At 57.1% G+C, this 16,296-nt stretch carries 12 protein-coding genes; 4 read left to right on the plus strand and 8 right to left on the minus strand.

Annotation, left to right across the window (positions count from 1 at the left end; translation table 11 throughout):
• Positions 1-189: 189 nt before the first annotated feature.
• The 3 genes from PMI27_RS30820 to PMI27_RS02870 all read right to left on the minus strand — a co-directional run bounded on the left by PMI27_RS30820 (position 190) and on the right by PMI27_RS02870 (position 5,910).
• Positions 190-555 carry an endonuclease domain-containing protein gene (locus PMI27_RS30820; protein ID WP_008148981.1) on the minus strand — a complete coding sequence of 122 codons (366 nt, stop codon included), beginning with the start codon at positions 553-555 and terminating at the stop codon, positions 190-192.
• A 250-nt stretch (positions 556-805) separates the two neighbouring features.
• Entirely contained in the window at positions 806-3,334 is a 2,529-nt protein-coding gene (locus PMI27_RS02875) for a PepSY domain-containing protein (RefSeq protein WP_008148978.1), read from the minus strand.
• Positions 3,335-3,591: 257 nt separating this feature from the next.
• The gene (locus PMI27_RS02870; RefSeq protein WP_008148976.1) at positions 3,592-5,910 is read right to left on the minus strand and encodes a TonB-dependent receptor; all 2,319 of its coding nucleotides are present in this window, start codon (positions 5,908-5,910) and stop codon (positions 3,592-3,594) included.
• 206 nt (positions 5,911-6,116) lie between these two features.
• On the opposite strand from PMI27_RS02870, the gene PMI27_RS02865 reads away from it, so the two are divergent.
• The 4 genes from PMI27_RS02865 to PMI27_RS02850 all read left to right on the plus strand — a co-directional run bounded on the left by PMI27_RS02865 (position 6,117) and on the right by PMI27_RS02850 (position 11,003).
• Positions 6,117-6,797: a Fe2+-dependent dioxygenase gene (locus PMI27_RS02865; protein ID WP_008148973.1), complete on the plus strand. Its 681-nt coding sequence runs from the start codon at positions 6,117-6,119 to the stop codon at positions 6,795-6,797.
• Complete coding sequence (locus PMI27_RS02860; RefSeq protein WP_008148970.1) at positions 6,794-7,549, plus strand: tetratricopeptide repeat protein; 756 nt, start codon at positions 6,794-6,796, stop codon at positions 7,547-7,549. Before PMI27_RS02865 ends, PMI27_RS02860 begins: the two co-directional genes overlap by 4 nt.
• 219 nt (positions 7,550-7,768) lie before the next feature.
• Positions 7,769-10,033: an alpha-xenorhabdolysin family binary toxin subunit A gene (locus tag PMI27_RS02855; RefSeq protein ID WP_008148968.1), complete on the plus strand. Its 2,265-nt coding sequence runs from the start codon at positions 7,769-7,771 to the stop codon at positions 10,031-10,033.
• A gap of 76 nt (positions 10,034-10,109) precedes the next feature.
• Positions 10,110-11,003 (plus strand): hypothetical protein, encoded by an 894-nt coding sequence (locus tag PMI27_RS02850; RefSeq protein ID WP_008148966.1) that lies wholly within the window; start codon positions 10,110-10,112, stop codon positions 11,001-11,003.
• A gap of 62 nt (positions 11,004-11,065) precedes the next feature.
• Here the strand turns inward: PMI27_RS02850 and PMI27_RS02845 are convergent, their stop codons facing one another.
• The 5 genes from PMI27_RS02845 to PMI27_RS02825 form a co-directional block, all read right to left on the minus strand.
• On the minus strand, positions 11,066-12,229 hold the full coding sequence (locus PMI27_RS02845) for a type III PLP-dependent enzyme (RefSeq protein ID WP_008148964.1): 1,164 nt from the start codon (positions 12,227-12,229) through the stop codon (positions 11,066-11,068).
• A gap of 470 nt (positions 12,230-12,699) precedes the next feature.
• The gene (locus PMI27_RS02840) at positions 12,700-13,857 is read right to left on the minus strand and encodes an osmoprotectant ABC transporter ATP-binding protein OsmV (RefSeq protein ID WP_008148962.1); all 1,158 of its coding nucleotides are present in this window, start codon (positions 13,855-13,857) and stop codon (positions 12,700-12,702) included.
• Positions 13,854-14,507, minus strand: a complete 654-nt coding sequence (locus PMI27_RS02835) for an ABC transporter permease (RefSeq protein WP_008148960.1) — start codon at positions 14,505-14,507, stop codon at positions 13,854-13,856. The genes PMI27_RS02840 and PMI27_RS02835 overlap by 4 nt, the downstream gene beginning before the upstream one ends.
• A 12-nt stretch (positions 14,508-14,519) precedes the next feature.
• Positions 14,520-15,413 (minus strand): glycine betaine ABC transporter substrate-binding protein, encoded by an 894-nt coding sequence (locus PMI27_RS02830; RefSeq protein ID WP_008148958.1) that lies wholly within the window; start codon positions 15,411-15,413, stop codon positions 14,520-14,522.
• A 20-nt stretch (positions 15,414-15,433) separates the two neighbouring features.
• Entirely contained in the window at positions 15,434-16,150 is a 717-nt protein-coding gene (locus tag PMI27_RS02825) for an ABC transporter permease (protein ID WP_008148956.1), read from the minus strand.
• Between the last annotated feature and the right edge of the window lie 146 nt (positions 16,151-16,296).

A 16,296-nucleotide genomic window follows, 5' to 3' on the forward strand; every position in this document is an offset into this window, starting at 1 on the left:
CCCCAGCCCTCTCCCCAAAGGGGAGAGGGAGCCGACCGAGGTGTCTTGCGCTGTACATCGACCTGAATGTCCGAGTCGATTATGGATTCAACGCAGCTGTTTCAGGTCGCAGATTTTCTACAGAAACCCACGGTCAATCCCCTCTCCCTCTGGGAGAGGGTTAGGGTGAGGGGGGATTTAAGATCAGAATCACGACGTTCGATTCACAGCAAACCTCAGGATCTGCTCAAGCACATCACTCATCCGCTCAATTACCTCTAGATTGCTAAACCGCACAACCTCAATACCATGCTGCTTAAGGTAAAGCGTTCGACGCTGGTCATGTATTTTTGCCGTCGTCTCGTAATGCTGACCACCATCCAGTTCGATGGCCAACTTCAGTTCCACGCAATAAAAATCGAGGAAGTACGGCGGGCATGGAAACTGCCGACGAAATTTCAGATTGGCGATTTGCCGAGAACGAAGTTTTTGCCAGAGCAGCAGTTCGCAGTCGGTTTGGTGGGTACGCAGGTGGCGGGCGAATTGGCGTTGGTTGGGAGTGGGGCGGGTGGGCATGCTTCACGTCCGTGTGAAGGGGGGATGGAGGTTTTACTGTAGCTGAGGTATTGCGATTCATCTTGAAATCGACCCCTCATCGGAACGCCGCCCGCCCATCCCTCTCCCCAAGGGGGAGAGGGGGAAAGGGAGCCGATTCTCATCGTTTTCAAAGCCTGAGTTCGACTCTATTTTTCAGGTCGATGTAACTCTAAGAACAACTCGGTCAGTCCCCTCTCCCTCTGGGAGAGGGCTAGGGTGAGGGGGACTTTTAGTAGACGTCGCGGCGATAGCGGCCTTGCTCAATCAACCGGTCGACCTCTGCAATTCCGAGTATTTCGTTGAGCACGTGATCCACGCCTGAAGCCATCCCTTGCAAGCTGCCGCAGATGTAAATGACCGCACCCTCCGCCAGCCATTTTTTCAATTCGTCCGCCGACTCGCGCAGTCGATCCTGCACGTAGATCTTCTCGGCCTGATCCCGCGAGAACGCCAGGTCCAGCCGCTCCAGATCCCCCGAAATCAACCACTCCTCAAGCTCATCACGACACAAGTAGTCATGCTCGCGATTGCGTTCGCCGAACAACAGCCAATGACGTTGCTGGCCATCGGCGATCCGCGCCTTGAGCAAACTGCGCAGCCCGGCCAGGCCGGTGCCGTTGCCCAGCAGGATCATCGGCACCGGTTCGACCGGCAGGTGGAAACCGCTGTTGCGCCGCACGCGCAAACTGATGGTGCCGCCCACCGGGGCGTGTTCAGTCAGCCAGCCGGAGCCGACACCCAGGCTGCCGTCAGGATGCAGTTCCTGGCGCACGATCAGTTCGAGAACGCCATCGGCGGCGATCGAGGCGATGGAGTATTCGCGCATGGCCAGGGGCACCAGCGCATCCACCAGCGCCTGGGCATGCAGGCCGACCAGGTGAGCTCTGTTTTCCGGCAGTTGTCGACTGGCGAGGGCTTGCTCCAGTGGTTGCGACAGGCCATCGAGCGCAACCGTGGCGCGACCGTCAATGCCCAGGCCATCGAGGAAATGTTCGATCGCCCACGGACAATTGCGCGGCAACACTTCCACCAGGTCACCGGCCAGCCAGCTGCTGGTGGTGGGGGCGGTGAGGCCGAGCAGGTAAACGCCCGAACCGCTGCTGTCAGGATTGAGCAGCTCACGGCGGATCAGGTTCCAGTTGTCATAGCTTGGCGCTTGCCAGGTGTCCACGGGCGCCTGTCCGGTCAGCAGACCCAGTTGCTGCTGCCAGTGACGCAAGGCGTAAGGGTCGCCGCTGTCGACCTCCACCGGCGCGAACAGGGTCTTGCCGCCGTGCTCGCCGAGCCAGGTGTGCAAGCGTCGAGCGAATCCGCAGAAGTGTTGATACTGCCGATCACCGAGGCCGAGCACGGCGTAGTTCAGGCTTTCCAGGCTCAACGTACGGCCCAGCACTTTGCGCTCAAACCCCCGGGCGCTATCCGGCGCTTCACCGTCGCCGAAGGTGCTGACGACGAACAACGCATTGCTGGAATCTCGCAAGTCTTGCTCGCTGACGTCCGCCAGCGGCTGAACCTTCACCGGCAGGCCCGCAGCCTGTAATTGCCCGGCGGTCTGCCACGCCAGTTGCTCGGCAAAGCCGCTCTGGCTGGCAAAGCCGATCAGCCACGCCGGTGCGTCATTGTCCGGTTGTGCGAGGTCTTTGCGGGCATCCTTGATCTGTTTTTTCTTGCGTCGACGATCGAGGTACAACAACCAGCCTGTGACGAAAAACAGCGGCATCGTCAGCGCACTGATCGTCAGGATGATCCGCCCGATGATTCCGAAATAGCTGCCGACGTGCAGCGCGTAAATGCTGGTCAGCAGTTGCGCCTTGAGGCTCTTGTCGCTGTAGCGATCATGCCGGGCGACGATACCGGTCGCCGGGTCCAGCGTGATCTGGTTCAGTGCACGGTCGTGGGGTGAGGTGTTCAACAGGTAGAACACGGTGGCCGGTTTTCCGGCCACGGGCGGCATGCGTATGTTGTAGGCACTCAGTGCCGGGCCGGCAGCGCTGTAGATGCTGCTCCACATCGCGGCGTAATCGGCAGTGGGCACCGGACCGCTTGGCGCAGGACCGCGACCGCTGCGGGCGCGCTCGTTCTGCGGCGAGTCGGAAAGCAATCGGGTCAGGCCCTTGTTGTACCACTCGTAGGACCAGGACAACCCGGTGAGCGCTGCCAGGAGGTAAAACACCAGGCACCAGGTACCGGCCACCGAGTGCAAATCCCAGTTGAAGCTGCGGCCTTTTTTCTTCCAGTCGAGGGTCAGCCAGGCACGCCAGCTTTTCCACTGACGCGGCCAGCGCAGGTACAGACCGGACAGGCAGAAGAACACGAGAATCAGCGTGCACGCGCCGGTGATTTGCCGACCGGTATCGCCCATGGCGAGGAACCGGTGCAGTTGCAGCATCAGGCCGAAGAAATCCTGGCCAGTGGCGTCGCCCATGAACTCGGCGGTGTACGGGTCGAAGTAGCGCATCTGCCCACGTCGTTCGCCCGGTGGCGGGGTAAAGATCACCCGCGCGGCGTTGCCGCTGTCGGTCTCGACCCAGAGCATCGAGACTTTCTTGCCGGAGGCGCCTTCGATTTTTTCCACCAGTTCGGCGGGCGGCAGGACGCCGGCGACCTGCTTCTCGACCTGCAACACGGAAGGGTTCAGCGCGCGCAGGATTTCATCCTGAAACGACACCGTCGCCCCGGTGATGCCCATCAGGGCCAGGACCAGTCCGGCGCTGATGCCGAAAAACCAGTGCAACTGGAACAGGGTTTTCTTCAACACGTCACTCGCCTTGTTCGTTCGAAAATAATGATCACGGCGCGCATTATGCCGTGGGTTGTCGAGAAACATTCTTTATTACGCACAAAAGCCCCGTTCACCTGGATGAACGGGGCCTGTCCCTGATTTCAGCTTCCATTCTCGCCTGTAGGAGCACAGCTTGCTGGCGATGACGGCGGCACTTCAGCATTGATGTCGGCTGACACACCGCTATCGCCAGCAAGCTGTGCTCCTACAGGGGATTGCGGTGTGACTGGCAATCAGAAGTGGAAGTTGGTGCTCAGCAATGCTGTACGACCCGCCGCCTGGTTGGCGAAGTGGGTCGAGAAAGCTTTGTCGTAGTAGGTTTCATCGGTCAGGTTCTGCACGTTCAGTTGCAGGTCGACGTTTTTGCTCAGCTTGTACGCGGCCATTGCGTCGTAACGAACGTAGGAATCAACCATGGTGGTGTTGGCCACGCTGCCGAACACATCATCGACATAAAACGCACCGCCACCGATGGTCAGCTTCGGCGTGACCTGATAAGTCGTCCACAGGCTGGCACTGTTTTTCGGTGTGTTAGGCAGCTCGTTGCCATCGTTGGCTTTACCCAGCGGACCGCCGTCGACTTGCTCGCTGTCCATAAAAGCGTAACCGGCGAACACTTGCCATTTGTCGGTGATCTTGCCGGCGGCCGACAGTTCGAAACCTTGAACGCGGGTTTTACCGGCGTTTTCATACGACGTGGTATTGACTTGAACGCGAGCGTTTTCTTTCTCGGTGCGGAAGATGTCAGCGGTCAGCGACAGACGGTCGTTCAACAGATTCCACTTGGTACCGATTTCGTAGTTCTTGGTGGTTTCCGGTTCCATGTCGCTTTTCAGCAGGTTGCCGTTGCGATCCGGCGTACCACCCAGCGGGTTGCCTTCCTGACCTTCGCCCAAGGTGTTGCCAGGTGGCGTGGCGGACGTTGCGTAGGACGCATAGATGCTGCCATTTTCTGCGGGCTTGTAGACCACGCCGAACTGCCCGGTAACGAACTCGCTCGTGTCGTCGCCTTTGGAGGTGGTCGTGCCGGCAGCGTTAAAGGTTTTGTATTCGGTATCAAAATGGTCGTAACGCAGGCCCATGTTCACCAGCCATTGCTCGGACAACTCCAGCGTGTCGAACACATACAGCGCATAGGTGTTGGCTTTGGTGTCGGTGCCAGCGTAGTTACGCGAGATTGCCCCGTTCCATGGGTCGTTCGGGTTCGGGTTGGACAAGGAGGTGCAGTTATAACCGCTCGGCGCACCAATCAATGTCGGCGAGCAGTTGGTGGTCACTGCAGCTGTTCTCGGGGTGGTGTCGGTGTTGACGTTATACGAGGACTTTTCGCTTTCCTCACGGCTCAACTCGATACCGGTAGAGAAGCTGTTTTTGAATCCGGCGATGTAGACGTCGCCAAACAGATCAGTCTGGTTAGTGGTGGTTTCGGTGTTGCTGACCCGGGTGTTGGCCCGACGCCAGACGCTGCCGTTATTGACGTTGCCCTTGCTGTCGTCCGGCTGGGTCAGGATGTAGTCCTGCATGCTGGTGCCGTGGCGCAGGGTGTTCTTGACGGTCAGCGCGTCGCTCAGATCGTGCTCGATGGCGATGGTTGCGGTGTCGGTGCGACCCTTGCGGAAGTCGCGGCCGTCGAGACCGTAGAAGTTGCTGCTGTCGCCGCCATCGTCAGGCTTGTCCGGGTTGGACTTGGTGCGAGCCGTCGAACCCGCGACCGGAATGCTGTATGGAATGCCGGAATCTGGCGTGTCGTTGCTTTCCAGGTGGTAGTAGTCGAGGTTGACGCGAGTGTCGGTGCCCAGGCCAAAGGCCAGCGACGGCGCGACGCCCCAGCGATCGTAATCGACGCTGTCACGACCGGCGACATTGCTTTCGTGGCTCATCAGGTTCAGACGGCCAGCGGCGGTGTCGGTGAACTGATAGTTGCCATCCATGGTGTAACGCTGGGTCTGGTCGGAACCCCAGGTGAAACCGCCATCGAGCGAGTTGCCCAGGTGAGCTTTTTTACTCACCAGGTTGATGCTGCCGCCCGCAGCGCCGCGGCCACCGATGGCCGAGTTCGGGCCTTTGCTGACTTCGATCGACTCAACGGCGAAGATTTCGCGGCTCTGCGAACCGGTATCGCGCACACCATCCAGATACGTATCGCCCTGGGCATCGAAGCCGCGAATGAATGGGCGGTCGCCTTGCGGGTTGCCGCCTTCACCGGCCCCGAAGGTAATGCCTGGAACAGTGCGCAGCGCGTCCTGCATGTTCAGGGCGCCAGTGTCCTTGAGCACTTGTTGCGGGATGACGGTGATCGAACGCGGCGTGTCCACAAGCGGTGCGGTGTACTTGGGCGAGGAGGCTTTTTCGACGTTGTAGGAAGTCTCGTCCTGGGCTTCGCCGGTGATAGCGGTTGCGCCCAGAGAAATCACATTACTCGGTGCTTTTTCGTCAGCTTTTTCCGCCGCGAAAACCATGTGGCCCGCAGAGCCGGCAGTAATCGCCATACCGATGGCCGATGCGAGCAAACGTGGTGAACTGACCGGTACTTGTGGTTGTTGACGTGACATTTGAATTCCCCTCCCCAAGGATTTGAGGCCGCGGAATATAGGGTAAACAGGTATTTGTATCAATTGCGAAACGTTACTATTCGCGACGAATTTACATTCTTTACAATTTAACCTTACGGTTTTTGCTGTCTCGTTCGTCACGGGGGTTTTACAGAGTCAATAAGAATCAATACCATTGGCGCCCCTTTGCCTTCAGGTGTCATCCCATGCTGCTGCACATTCCCGGCGTGTTCGCGAAAGAAGAAGTGCAGCGCATCCGCGAGGCTCTGGAGCAGGCGGATTGGGCTGACGGCAAGATCACCGCCGGCTACCAGTCGGCCAAGGCCAAGCACAATCTGCAACTGCCGGAAGGTCACCCGCTGGCCAAGGAAGTCGGCGCGGCGATGCTGGAGCGGTTGTGGAAAAATCCGCTGTTCATGTCAGCTGCCTTGCCGCACAAAGTCTTCCCTCCGTTACTGAACTGTTACACGGCCGGTGGCAGTTTCGACTTTCACATCGACAACGCCGTGCGCCAGCCCAAGGGCAGCATCGAGCGGGTGCGCACCGATTTGTCGGCCACGCTGTTCTTCAGCGAACCGGACGACTATGACGGCGGCGAACTGGAAATCCAGGACACCTTCGGCACTCAACGGGTGAAGCTGCCGGCCGGCGACATGGTTCTGTACCCCGGCACCAGCTTGCACAAGGTCAACGCCGTGACGCGCGGCACTCGCTACGCTTCGTTCTTCTGGACCCAAAGCCTGGTCCGCGAAGACAGCCAGCGTGCCTTGCTGTTCGAGATGGACGGGGCGATCCAGCAACTGACCCAGGACATGCCCGATCACCCTTCGCTGATTCGCCTCACCGGCACTTATCACAACTTGTTGCGTCGTTGGGTCGAGGTATGAGTTATCAACTGCGCCGTGAGGAAGTGCTCGACGGTGATCGTCTCAAAGCCATGCTCGAGGAAAGCCCGGCGCGCGCGGCACAGGCGATTCTGATCGCCGCCCGCGAAGGTGTACTCGATGCTCAGGCGTTGCTCGGGCAGATTCTGCTGGACGGGCAGGGCATCGAGCAGGATCAGCCGCTGGCCTTGCGTTGGTTCGAGATCGCCGCCCATGGCGGGCACTTGATGGCGCGTAACATGCTCGGTCGTTGTCATGAGCATGGTTGGGGTTGCGTTGCCGATGCCGCCGTTGCTGCGAGGCATTACCGGCAAGCCGCCGAAGCCGGGCTGGATTGGGCGATGTACAACTACGCTAACCTGCTGGCGACCGGGCGGGGTGTTATCGAAGATCAGGAGCAAGCGCTGAGTCTTTATCGCCGGGCAGCGGAACAGGGCCATGCGAAATCAATGAATTTGCTGGGGCGGTATCTTGAGGAAGGGCGGTACTGTCGGGCGGATCCTGTGACGGCGTTTGAGTGGTATCGACGTTCGGCGCTGGGCGGTGATTTTCGTGGGCAGTTCAGTTATGCCAGCGTTCTGGTGGAACTCTCGCACATCGAGGAAGCGCTGGTCTGGTATCGCCGGGCAATGCACGCGGGGCATTCGGTTTTTTTAAGTATCGCGGCGCAGACACTGTCGAGCGTGCCCCACGCGCAAGTGCAAGCAATGGCCGTGGAATATCGCGCACGGGCAGCCAACCAAGTAAACAGTTGAAGTTTGCCGTCGGCTTATCAAACGAGTGGCTGACTGATTAGTTGCTTGCTCGCCAGACGTTGGTATTTTTTATAAACATATTCTCGTGAGTCCGTACTTTGCGGCGGTGCGGTGTTGTGTTTTATTGTCAGTGCGAAGTTTGAATGGATTTAATATTTCGGCTTTGCATATCGCGTTATTAAATATCCAGTTGTATGTTGACTAATTAAAGGAATAATTATGTTTGGTAATAAGTTGTGGGATGACGCTCTGAAAAACGCCTCTCCCGAGCAAATCATGCAGTACGCCGCTGAAGCACCGGCACGGTTAATCAGTGCATCCGCTTCGGACTCTAATAGCGATGTACGTGCCACGGGACTGTTGCTGACTAAAAAACAAATCATCGATCTGCACAAGTATCAGGCTGCCGCTTTCAGGCTTCCGCGCACATTGAAAGACGTTACTGACTATCTGCGCTTCGGTGCCGGTCAGAATGGTGGCCCAGGCCTTTCCCCCGCGGAGTTTCTGACCACTTTCCTCAATACTCACAACCATGCCTCGCGTTGGACGGACTTGCGCGAACGCATCATGATGACGGGCCGCGGCCTCAGTAACTTCGCAACGAGCATGCTCACTTATAGCGCATCGATGGAAGAAGTTTATACCGATGTCAGGGCAGGCAATCTGTTGGACCTGCACGATATTAGAACGCTTGAGCAACTCAGAGCATTGGAGGTCGCGTTGGGCGACAAGTTTCCAGGTCTACAATTGGAAAGCGATACGCTCAATGATTTAGGTTATTTTCTCGACAAGATATTTGAAGAGGTCGATAAAAACTTAAAGGCTACCAGCGATATCAAGAAAGACCTCGATGCGTTTGGTACGGATCTTCAGGAATATATTCTGCCTGGCATCCAATTAAAGGTTGATCTGATAAAAAATAATACCTTGTCGGCAGAAATCAAAGCGCTTCAAGGGAAGATCGAGGAGCGCTCCAAAGAGATTGAACTGAAAAATACCGAGTACAAAGCCGCCGTCCAGGAAGCATTGAAAGCGGCCGCCGGGATGAACATTGTCGGGTTGGCGATGGCTATTTATATGGGCGTCGAGGCCGAAAACATCCGTGTAGCGCGTAACGAACTGTATGCCCAACAGGATCGCGACATTCTGAAACTGAACAACATGAATCAGACCTTGGGTTCTCTGGCGCGTGTAAAGCACGACTTGCAGAGTCTTGAGATCGTGGCAATCGATGCTGAAATCGCGACAAAAAACCTTATCTATACCTGGAACCTCTTGCACGATGCTGTCGCAAACTCTTCCAGGGCTATCGCTACCATCCACGATGCATTGTCGCTGCGACAGTTCATGGCGCAATTCAGGCTGGTCGTTAATCCATGGAGAAAAATCGAGACCGATGCCGACGCTCTTATTCTGGTGTTCAAGGAAGCTCAGGAGGAATTTTCGCGCAATAACCCGTTGGGAGCACGTTCGATGAATGTTGTAAGAATGTTCAATTCGGCCTATCCGCCGCTGGACTTGGTGGCATTAAGTACCCATCACCAACACATGCGTACTGCGCGCACTCAGGCCAATACCTGGCAGGTCAAGCTTGGTTACTTGCCGGACTTGTTCAGCCGCTTCGACAGCGTTGTCAAAGAGGTAGGTCGGGGAAGCAACGAGTTACAAGAAGCCGCTCAGACCAGCAAGTACGAACTCGAAACCATTCAGAGCGGTCTTGAAGACCTCGAAAAAGAACGACTGAGCGAGGCTGATCCGCTAGATATCGAAGAAATCGATGGCGATCGTAAGCGACTCTTGAAACAGGCAGCCGATGTAATCAAGGAGAAATCGGCCAGAATTGACAAATGCCTGGCGAATATCAGCGATTCGTTCGATCGACGCCTGGTCCAGACTTACCTGGTTGATTTTGCGCACGACGAGCAAATGGCCAAAGATGAAATCAATGATCTGCAGTCGAAGTTGCAGGCGCTGAGGGATGAGCGCAAAGCCCTCTCTGACGCAATCGCTACCTTGGAAAAGGCAGGCGTTGAAGCACTCGGCAAGGACATTGAACTGACCCTCAGCAAGGTCACCCAGTTGGGCTTGGCGCCTCCGCAAATTCAACTGGTAATGATGGCGATCGACCAACTTAAAAAAACATTAATCGACGCCGGAAAGACAATTGGTTTTATCGACATGCTTCGCGAGAGTGACAAGTTGAAGCTGAAGATTGACGCCCAGGCCGAGAAGATTGATGTCCAGAATTCAATTATTCAAGCATCACTCGGCAGGATGAAATACTTGCAGGCGATTCTTTTGATAGAGGATGCGCGACATGAATATGCCGCTGTCTATGGCAGTGCTGCGGCAGCTTATCGGCAGTTCCTGGCGGCGACCGCCGCAGCGCAATTTGCCGACCTCGAAGCACTGAGCAACGCATTCAAAGTGCAGGCACCGCTGTTTATCAAGTTCCTCGCTCCCGTGTCGGTGCCAATGCGCTGATAAACGGATGACCACGGGCTGCCAGCGGCAACTTTGACGCTGGCAGTCGAGGATTTGTCAGGTCAGGGAGAGACTGATGCTGGATTATTTATTGGCAGAAAAGAATTTTGCCTCGTTGAAGCAATACATTGTTTTTTTGAACGACTTGCCTGGCGCACTTGGGGAAATCAACCGGTTCTCAGATTCTATCGCTCGATCCGGATATACCTTGTTGCCTCGGCCCGATTCTCAGGCATTGATTCAAGTTGCGCGTGACAACGCAGTCTGCTGGCGAACGATCGGTATTACTGTACCTCGCCTCGGTGAAGTGTCGAGTCGGGTACTGCAGGATGTGAGCGGTTTTATCCGCGAGTTTCAGGCGATTGTCAGCGTTACCGAGAATCGGCGTTTGGCGATTTCGGTGATTGATCCGCAGCAGTTCGCCGTTGTCAGGTCTGCCGGTTGGGGCAATGCACCCCGTGCCAATGTGATTGATGTGATACACGAACTCTATGCGCGGCTCGAACGTTGCAGATATGCAGTGACGGACTTCAAGTTGCAGGTAACTAAACTTGCGGTGTCGATCCACAGCATTTTTATTCGCTTCATCGAATCGCTGAGATTGCCGTTAAGTACCGAAGGCCCGATGTCCAAGATTGAAGCCTATTACACCTTGGGTCGAATTGGGTTGCCGGGCATGGATTACGATCCTGGCGAGCCGTACTCGCAAGCGCAACGGCAAGCCATGTCCCTAGCGCATATGGGACGCCTTGACGATCTTTACCGGCAAGCCAGTGTTGCCGCGTGCAACCTCGGTGATTTCTGCTACCGCTGGACCTACATGCTCGATGAAACCAAACGGTCGCTGGCAACTCATCATCCTCACCAAACGATGAGGCGTGCCAAGGCCTCTTTGCCGATGATTACCGGCTCACTGGAGGATGTTAAATCCATGTCTGACCAACTGTTGAAAATGGCCAGGGTCTTCTAATAAAAAAAACCCATGACACTGTCATGGGTTTTTTATTGGGCGCTTGAAACTCGAAGCGTCAGTTACACGTAAAACGACTTCAACGGCGGGAATCCATTGAACTCAACGGCGCTGTAGCTGGTGGTGTAGGCACCGGTCGACAACCAGTACAAACGATCACCAATCGCCAGGTTCAGCGGCAAGCCGTACTTGTAGTTCTCGTACATGATGTCGGCGCTGTCGCAGGTCGGGCCGGCGATGACGACTTCTTCCACTTCACCTTTTTTCTCGGTCCAGATCGGGAACTTGATGGCTTCGTCCATGGTTTCGATCAGGCCGGAGAACTTGCCCACATCCGTGTACACCCATCGCTCAACGGCGGTACGGGATTTACGGGCGACCAGCACTACTTCGCTGACCAGGATGCCGGCGTTGGCGATCAACGAACGGCCCGGTTCCAGGATGATTTCCGGCAGGTCGTCACCGAAGTCTTCCTTGAGGAAACGGATGATTTCTTCAGCGTAGGTTTCCAGGCTGTTGGTGCGGGTGATGTAGTTGGCCGGGAAGCCGCCGCCCATGTTGATCAGCTTCAGGTGAATGCCGTCTTCTTCTTTCAGGCGTTCGAAGATCACTTTGACCTTGGCGATCGCCGCGTCCCAGACGCTGATGTCGCGCTGTTGCGAGCCGACGTGGAACGAGATGCCGTAAGGCACCAGGCCCAGGTCACGAGCGAGGATCAGCAGGTCCATGGCCATGTCGGTCTGGCAGCCGAATTTGCGCGACAAAGGCCAGTCAGCGGTGGTCGAGCCTTCGGTGAGGATGCGCACGTAGACTTTCGAACCCGGTGCAGCCTTGGCGATGTTGCGCAGGTCGGCTTCGGAGTCGGTGGCATACAGACGCACGCCCTTCTCGTAGAAGTAGCGAATGTCTTTGGATTTCTTGATGGTGTTGCCGTAGCTGATGCGATCCGGGCCGACGCCCTGGTTCATCACTTTGTCGAGCTCGTAGATCGAAGCGATGTCGAAGTTCGAGCCTTTCTCTTTGAGCAGGTCAATGATTTCGACGGCCGGGTTGGCCTTGACTGCGTAGTAGACCTTGGCGAATTCGAAACCGGCGCGCAGGTCGTCATAGGCCTGGCTGATCATCGCGGTGTCGATCACCACGAACGGGGTTTCTTGTTTGTCGGCGAAGGCCTTCATTTTGTTGAAGGTATCGCGCGCGAAATAGTCTTCGACGTTGATCGACATGCTGGGAACTCCTACTGGCAAACTAGATTAATCAATGGGTGCAAATGAACGTCCTCCGTATCCCCACTTTGGTTCGCCTACTTCCCAAGGCATGTCGCCGAAAGCAAAAAGGCCATGGGAAGCGGTGCTTTCCCTTGGCCTTGCTGTCTCGTCGTCAGTACTTGAGCCGGATGGATCGTTTCCAGCATGGACGTTCGGCGCGAACTTTAGGGCGTGAGGGGCTTGAGATCAACAAAAAATGTCGCGTTTTTACACGCATCCGTCGTGCGGTCCCGGACAGCTACTGATGTAACCGACCTGCATGACAGTGTGATGTTCCCGTAGGAGGGATATTTGAGGTGTTTCAGAAGAGATTTGTGTTGCCCCATTCGCGAGCAGGCTCGCTCCCACAGTAGATTTTTGTTGATGCATAGATTGCATGCACACCACAGATCCAAAGTGGGAGCGAGCCTGCTCGCGATGGCGCCAGATCAGGCGACGGCAGTCTCTGCCGGCGACACAATGCTGGTCTTGCCCCCACGGGACTTACCGGAGCTCAGATACTCGGCAATCGATTCCTGTGTCACTTCACCCAGGAACACCCGCTCCGCATCCATCACCGGCAACCACGAGCGGTTGAACTCGTACATCCGCGACAGCAGGATGCGCAAATGCTCGTCGAACGCGGCGGTAGCGTTGAATTCGCGCAAATACTGCGCGCAAGTACCGGTCTGACGGTGCAGGTCGCGACGTCGTACATAACCCAGTGCTTTATTGTCGGCGCAAGTGACCACCACATAACGACGGTCAAGTTCGTCCATCAACTCCAGGGCTTCAGCCACCGGCGTTTCGGGGCTCACCGACGGCGCGTTGTCCGCCGCGTCTTCGGCTTTCACCAGCAACAGACGCTTGAGGGTGCTGTCCTGGCCGACGAAGTTGCTGACAAAATCGTCCGCCGGGTGCGCCAGCAGCGTGTCCGGGTGATCGATTTGTAGCAGCTTGCCAGCGCGGAAGATTGCAATCTTGTCGCCCAGCTTGATGGCTTCGTCGATGTCGTGGCTGACCATGATCACGGTCTTGTTCAACGCCCGTTGCATCTCGAAGAACTCGTTCTGGATCATCTCGCGGTTGATCGGGTCGACCGCGCCGAACGGTTCGTCCATCAACAACAGCGGCGCATCGGCTGCCAAGGCACGAATCACGCCGATCCGCTGCTGTTGGCCACCGGACAATTCACGCGGGTAGCGGTTCAGGTACTGCTTGGGTTCCAGCTTGATCATGCTCATCAACTCGCGGGCGCGGTCGTGGCATTTCTGTTTGTCCCAGCCCAGCAGACGCGGAACGATGGTGATGTTTTCCTCGATGGTCATGTTCGGGAACAGACCGATCTGCTGGATCACATAACCGATGTTGCGGCGCAGGGTGACGGCGTCGAGGTCGGTGGTGTCTTCGCCGTTGATCAGGATCTTGCCGGAGGTCGGCTTGATCAGGCGATTGATCATTTTCAGCGTGGTGCTTTTGCCGCAGCCCGATGGCCCGAGGAACACACAGATCTCGCCTTCATTGACGGTCAGGCTTACCGAGTCCACGGCTTTCACATCTTTGCCGTTGCTTTGGAAGGTCTTGCTGAGGTTTTGAAGTTCGATCATTTGAGCAGTCCTTTTGGAGTCAGCGTGCGTTGCAGCCATTGCAGAAGCAGGTCGGCGAAGATGGCCAGGAGACTGACCAGCACGGCGCCGACGATCAGCATCGACATGTCGCTGCGGCTGATTGAAGCGAGAATAAGTACACCAAGGCCACCGGCGCCGATGGTGGCGGCGATGGTCATCACACCAATGTTCATGACCACGGCGGTGCGCACACCGGCGAGGATCACTGGCACCGCAATCGGCAGTTCGACCATGCGCAGGCGCTGGCCGAAGGTCATGCCGATGCCGCGGGCGGCTTCGCGAATGCCGGGGTCGACGCCGGTCAGGGCGAGGTAGGTGTTACGCATGATCGGCAGCAGCGAGTACAAAAACACCGCGGTGATCGCCGGCATCGGGCCCAGGCCCTGGCCGAATTTGGAGTAGAACGGCAGCAGCAGGCCGAACAGCGCAATCGACGGCACCGTCAGCAGCACCGTGGCGCTGGCCTGCAACGGGCCGGCGAGGGTCGGGAAGCGCGTCATCAGGATGCCGAGCGGCACGCCGACCAGAATCGCCAGGGTCACGGCGATACCGACGAGGGTGATGTGCTGCCCGGTCAGTTGCAGGACCAACGGCCAGTCGAGATGGGAAAAGGCGTTCAGAAATTCCATGTCTCTTCCTCCTTATTTGATCGGATGCTGGCGCAGGAAATCTGCAGCAACGGATGAAGGACTTTCGTGATCGACATCGACCCGCGCATTGAGTTGACGCATGGTGGCGTCGTCGAACAGTTCGGCCAGCGGCTTGAGCTCTTCCGCGAGTTTTGGGTGAGCGTCGAGGTAGACCTGACGCACCACCGGCGCAGCGGTGTAGTCCGGGAAGTAGTGCTTGTCGTCTTCCAGCAGTTTCAGCTTGAAGGCGTTCAAACGACCGTCCGTGGTGTAGACCAGTCCAGCAAACACCTGACCATTGCGCAGGGCGGTGTAGACCAAACCAGCATCCATCTGCCGGATGTTTTTGCGGGTCAGGTTCATGCCGTAGAGGTCGACCATGCCGTCCAGACCGTCGGAGCGGTTGGCGAACTCGGTGTCCAGGGCGACGAGGTGATTGGTCTTCGCCTCAGCCTGCATCACCGTGTTCAGCTCGCTGATGGTGTTGATCTGCGGGTAAGCCTTGGCGGTGTTTTCTGGCAGGGCCAGGGCGTAGGTGTTGCTGAATTTCGACGGGGTGAGCCAGATCAGGCCTTTTTTCGCGTCGAGTTCTTTCACCTTGGCGTAGGACTGAGCGCTGTCGAGCTTGTCGGTGATGTGGTTGTAAGCCACCAGCGACACGCCGGTGTATTCCCACATCAGGTCGAGCTGACCACTTTCATGAGCGCTGCGGGCCAGGTTACTGCCCAGACCGCCGGTCACCTGAGTGTCGTAACCCTTGGTGCGCAGGTATTGGGAGGTGATTTCCGCCAGCAGGGTTTGTTCAGTGAACACCCGGGCGCCGATGCGGATCACCGGTTTTTCAGCGGCTTGGGCAAATCCTGCGAACAGCAGGACGCAGCCTAGTATTAAGCTTACTTTTTTCATGTTGATTCCTTTGCCGAGGCTTAAGACGGGCGCAAGCCGCGTTCGAGCCAGAGGCGGCTGGCGAGTGTCACCAGACCGTCGAGCAGCAAGGCCAGCAGGGCGGTGCAGGCCGCGCCGAGCAGCAGTTGCGGCTGATTGTTCAGGGCGATGCCAGGGAAAATCAGGCTGCCCAGGCTGTTGGCGCCAATCAGGAACGCCAGCGGTGCGGTACCGACGTTGATCGCCAGCGCCACGCGCACGCCACCGATGATGATCGGCACGGCGTTCGGCAGTTCGACCCGCCACAGCACCTGAGTCGGTGTCATGCCGATGCCGACGGCCGCTTCCTTGAGCGAACCCTGGACGTTTTTCAGGCCTTCATAGGTGTTGCGCACGATCGGCAACAGCGAGGCGAGGAACAGGGCGAAAATCGCGGGGCCGCTGCCAATGCCGAGGATACCCAGGGCGATGGCCAGTACGGCAAGAGGCGGCACTGTGTTGCCGATGTTGAAGATCTGCATGAAGCGTTCAGCGCGGCCCACCATGGTCGGGCGGCTGAGAAAGATACCGGCGGGTATGCCCACAACAAGGGCGGCCAGCATGGAAGCGAGGACAAGAATCAAATGGGCTTGCAGGTAAAACAACAAATCGTCGCGGTAATGTTCGATCGTGTTGATGCCAATCCAGTGGACCAGCAGGGCCAGAAGGGCGACGACAACCGCACCTCCTATCAGCCCCTTGCCATAGCGAATAGCCACAGGCGGACTCCTTTTTTTCAGTCGGCGGACGCAGTCCCGTGTGGTGGGTGGCCGGGGTAGTCAGTTTTGTGGGTTCAACTTCGGCACCAGAAGTCCATATCCTGCGTTGCTGTTCCTCGCCATAGCTAGCTATGACTCGTCACAGC

The sequence above is a fragment of the Pseudomonas sp. GM41(2012) genome, from assembly GCF_000282315.2.
Lineage (GTDB): Bacteria > Pseudomonadota > Gammaproteobacteria > Pseudomonadales > Pseudomonadaceae > Aquipseudomonas.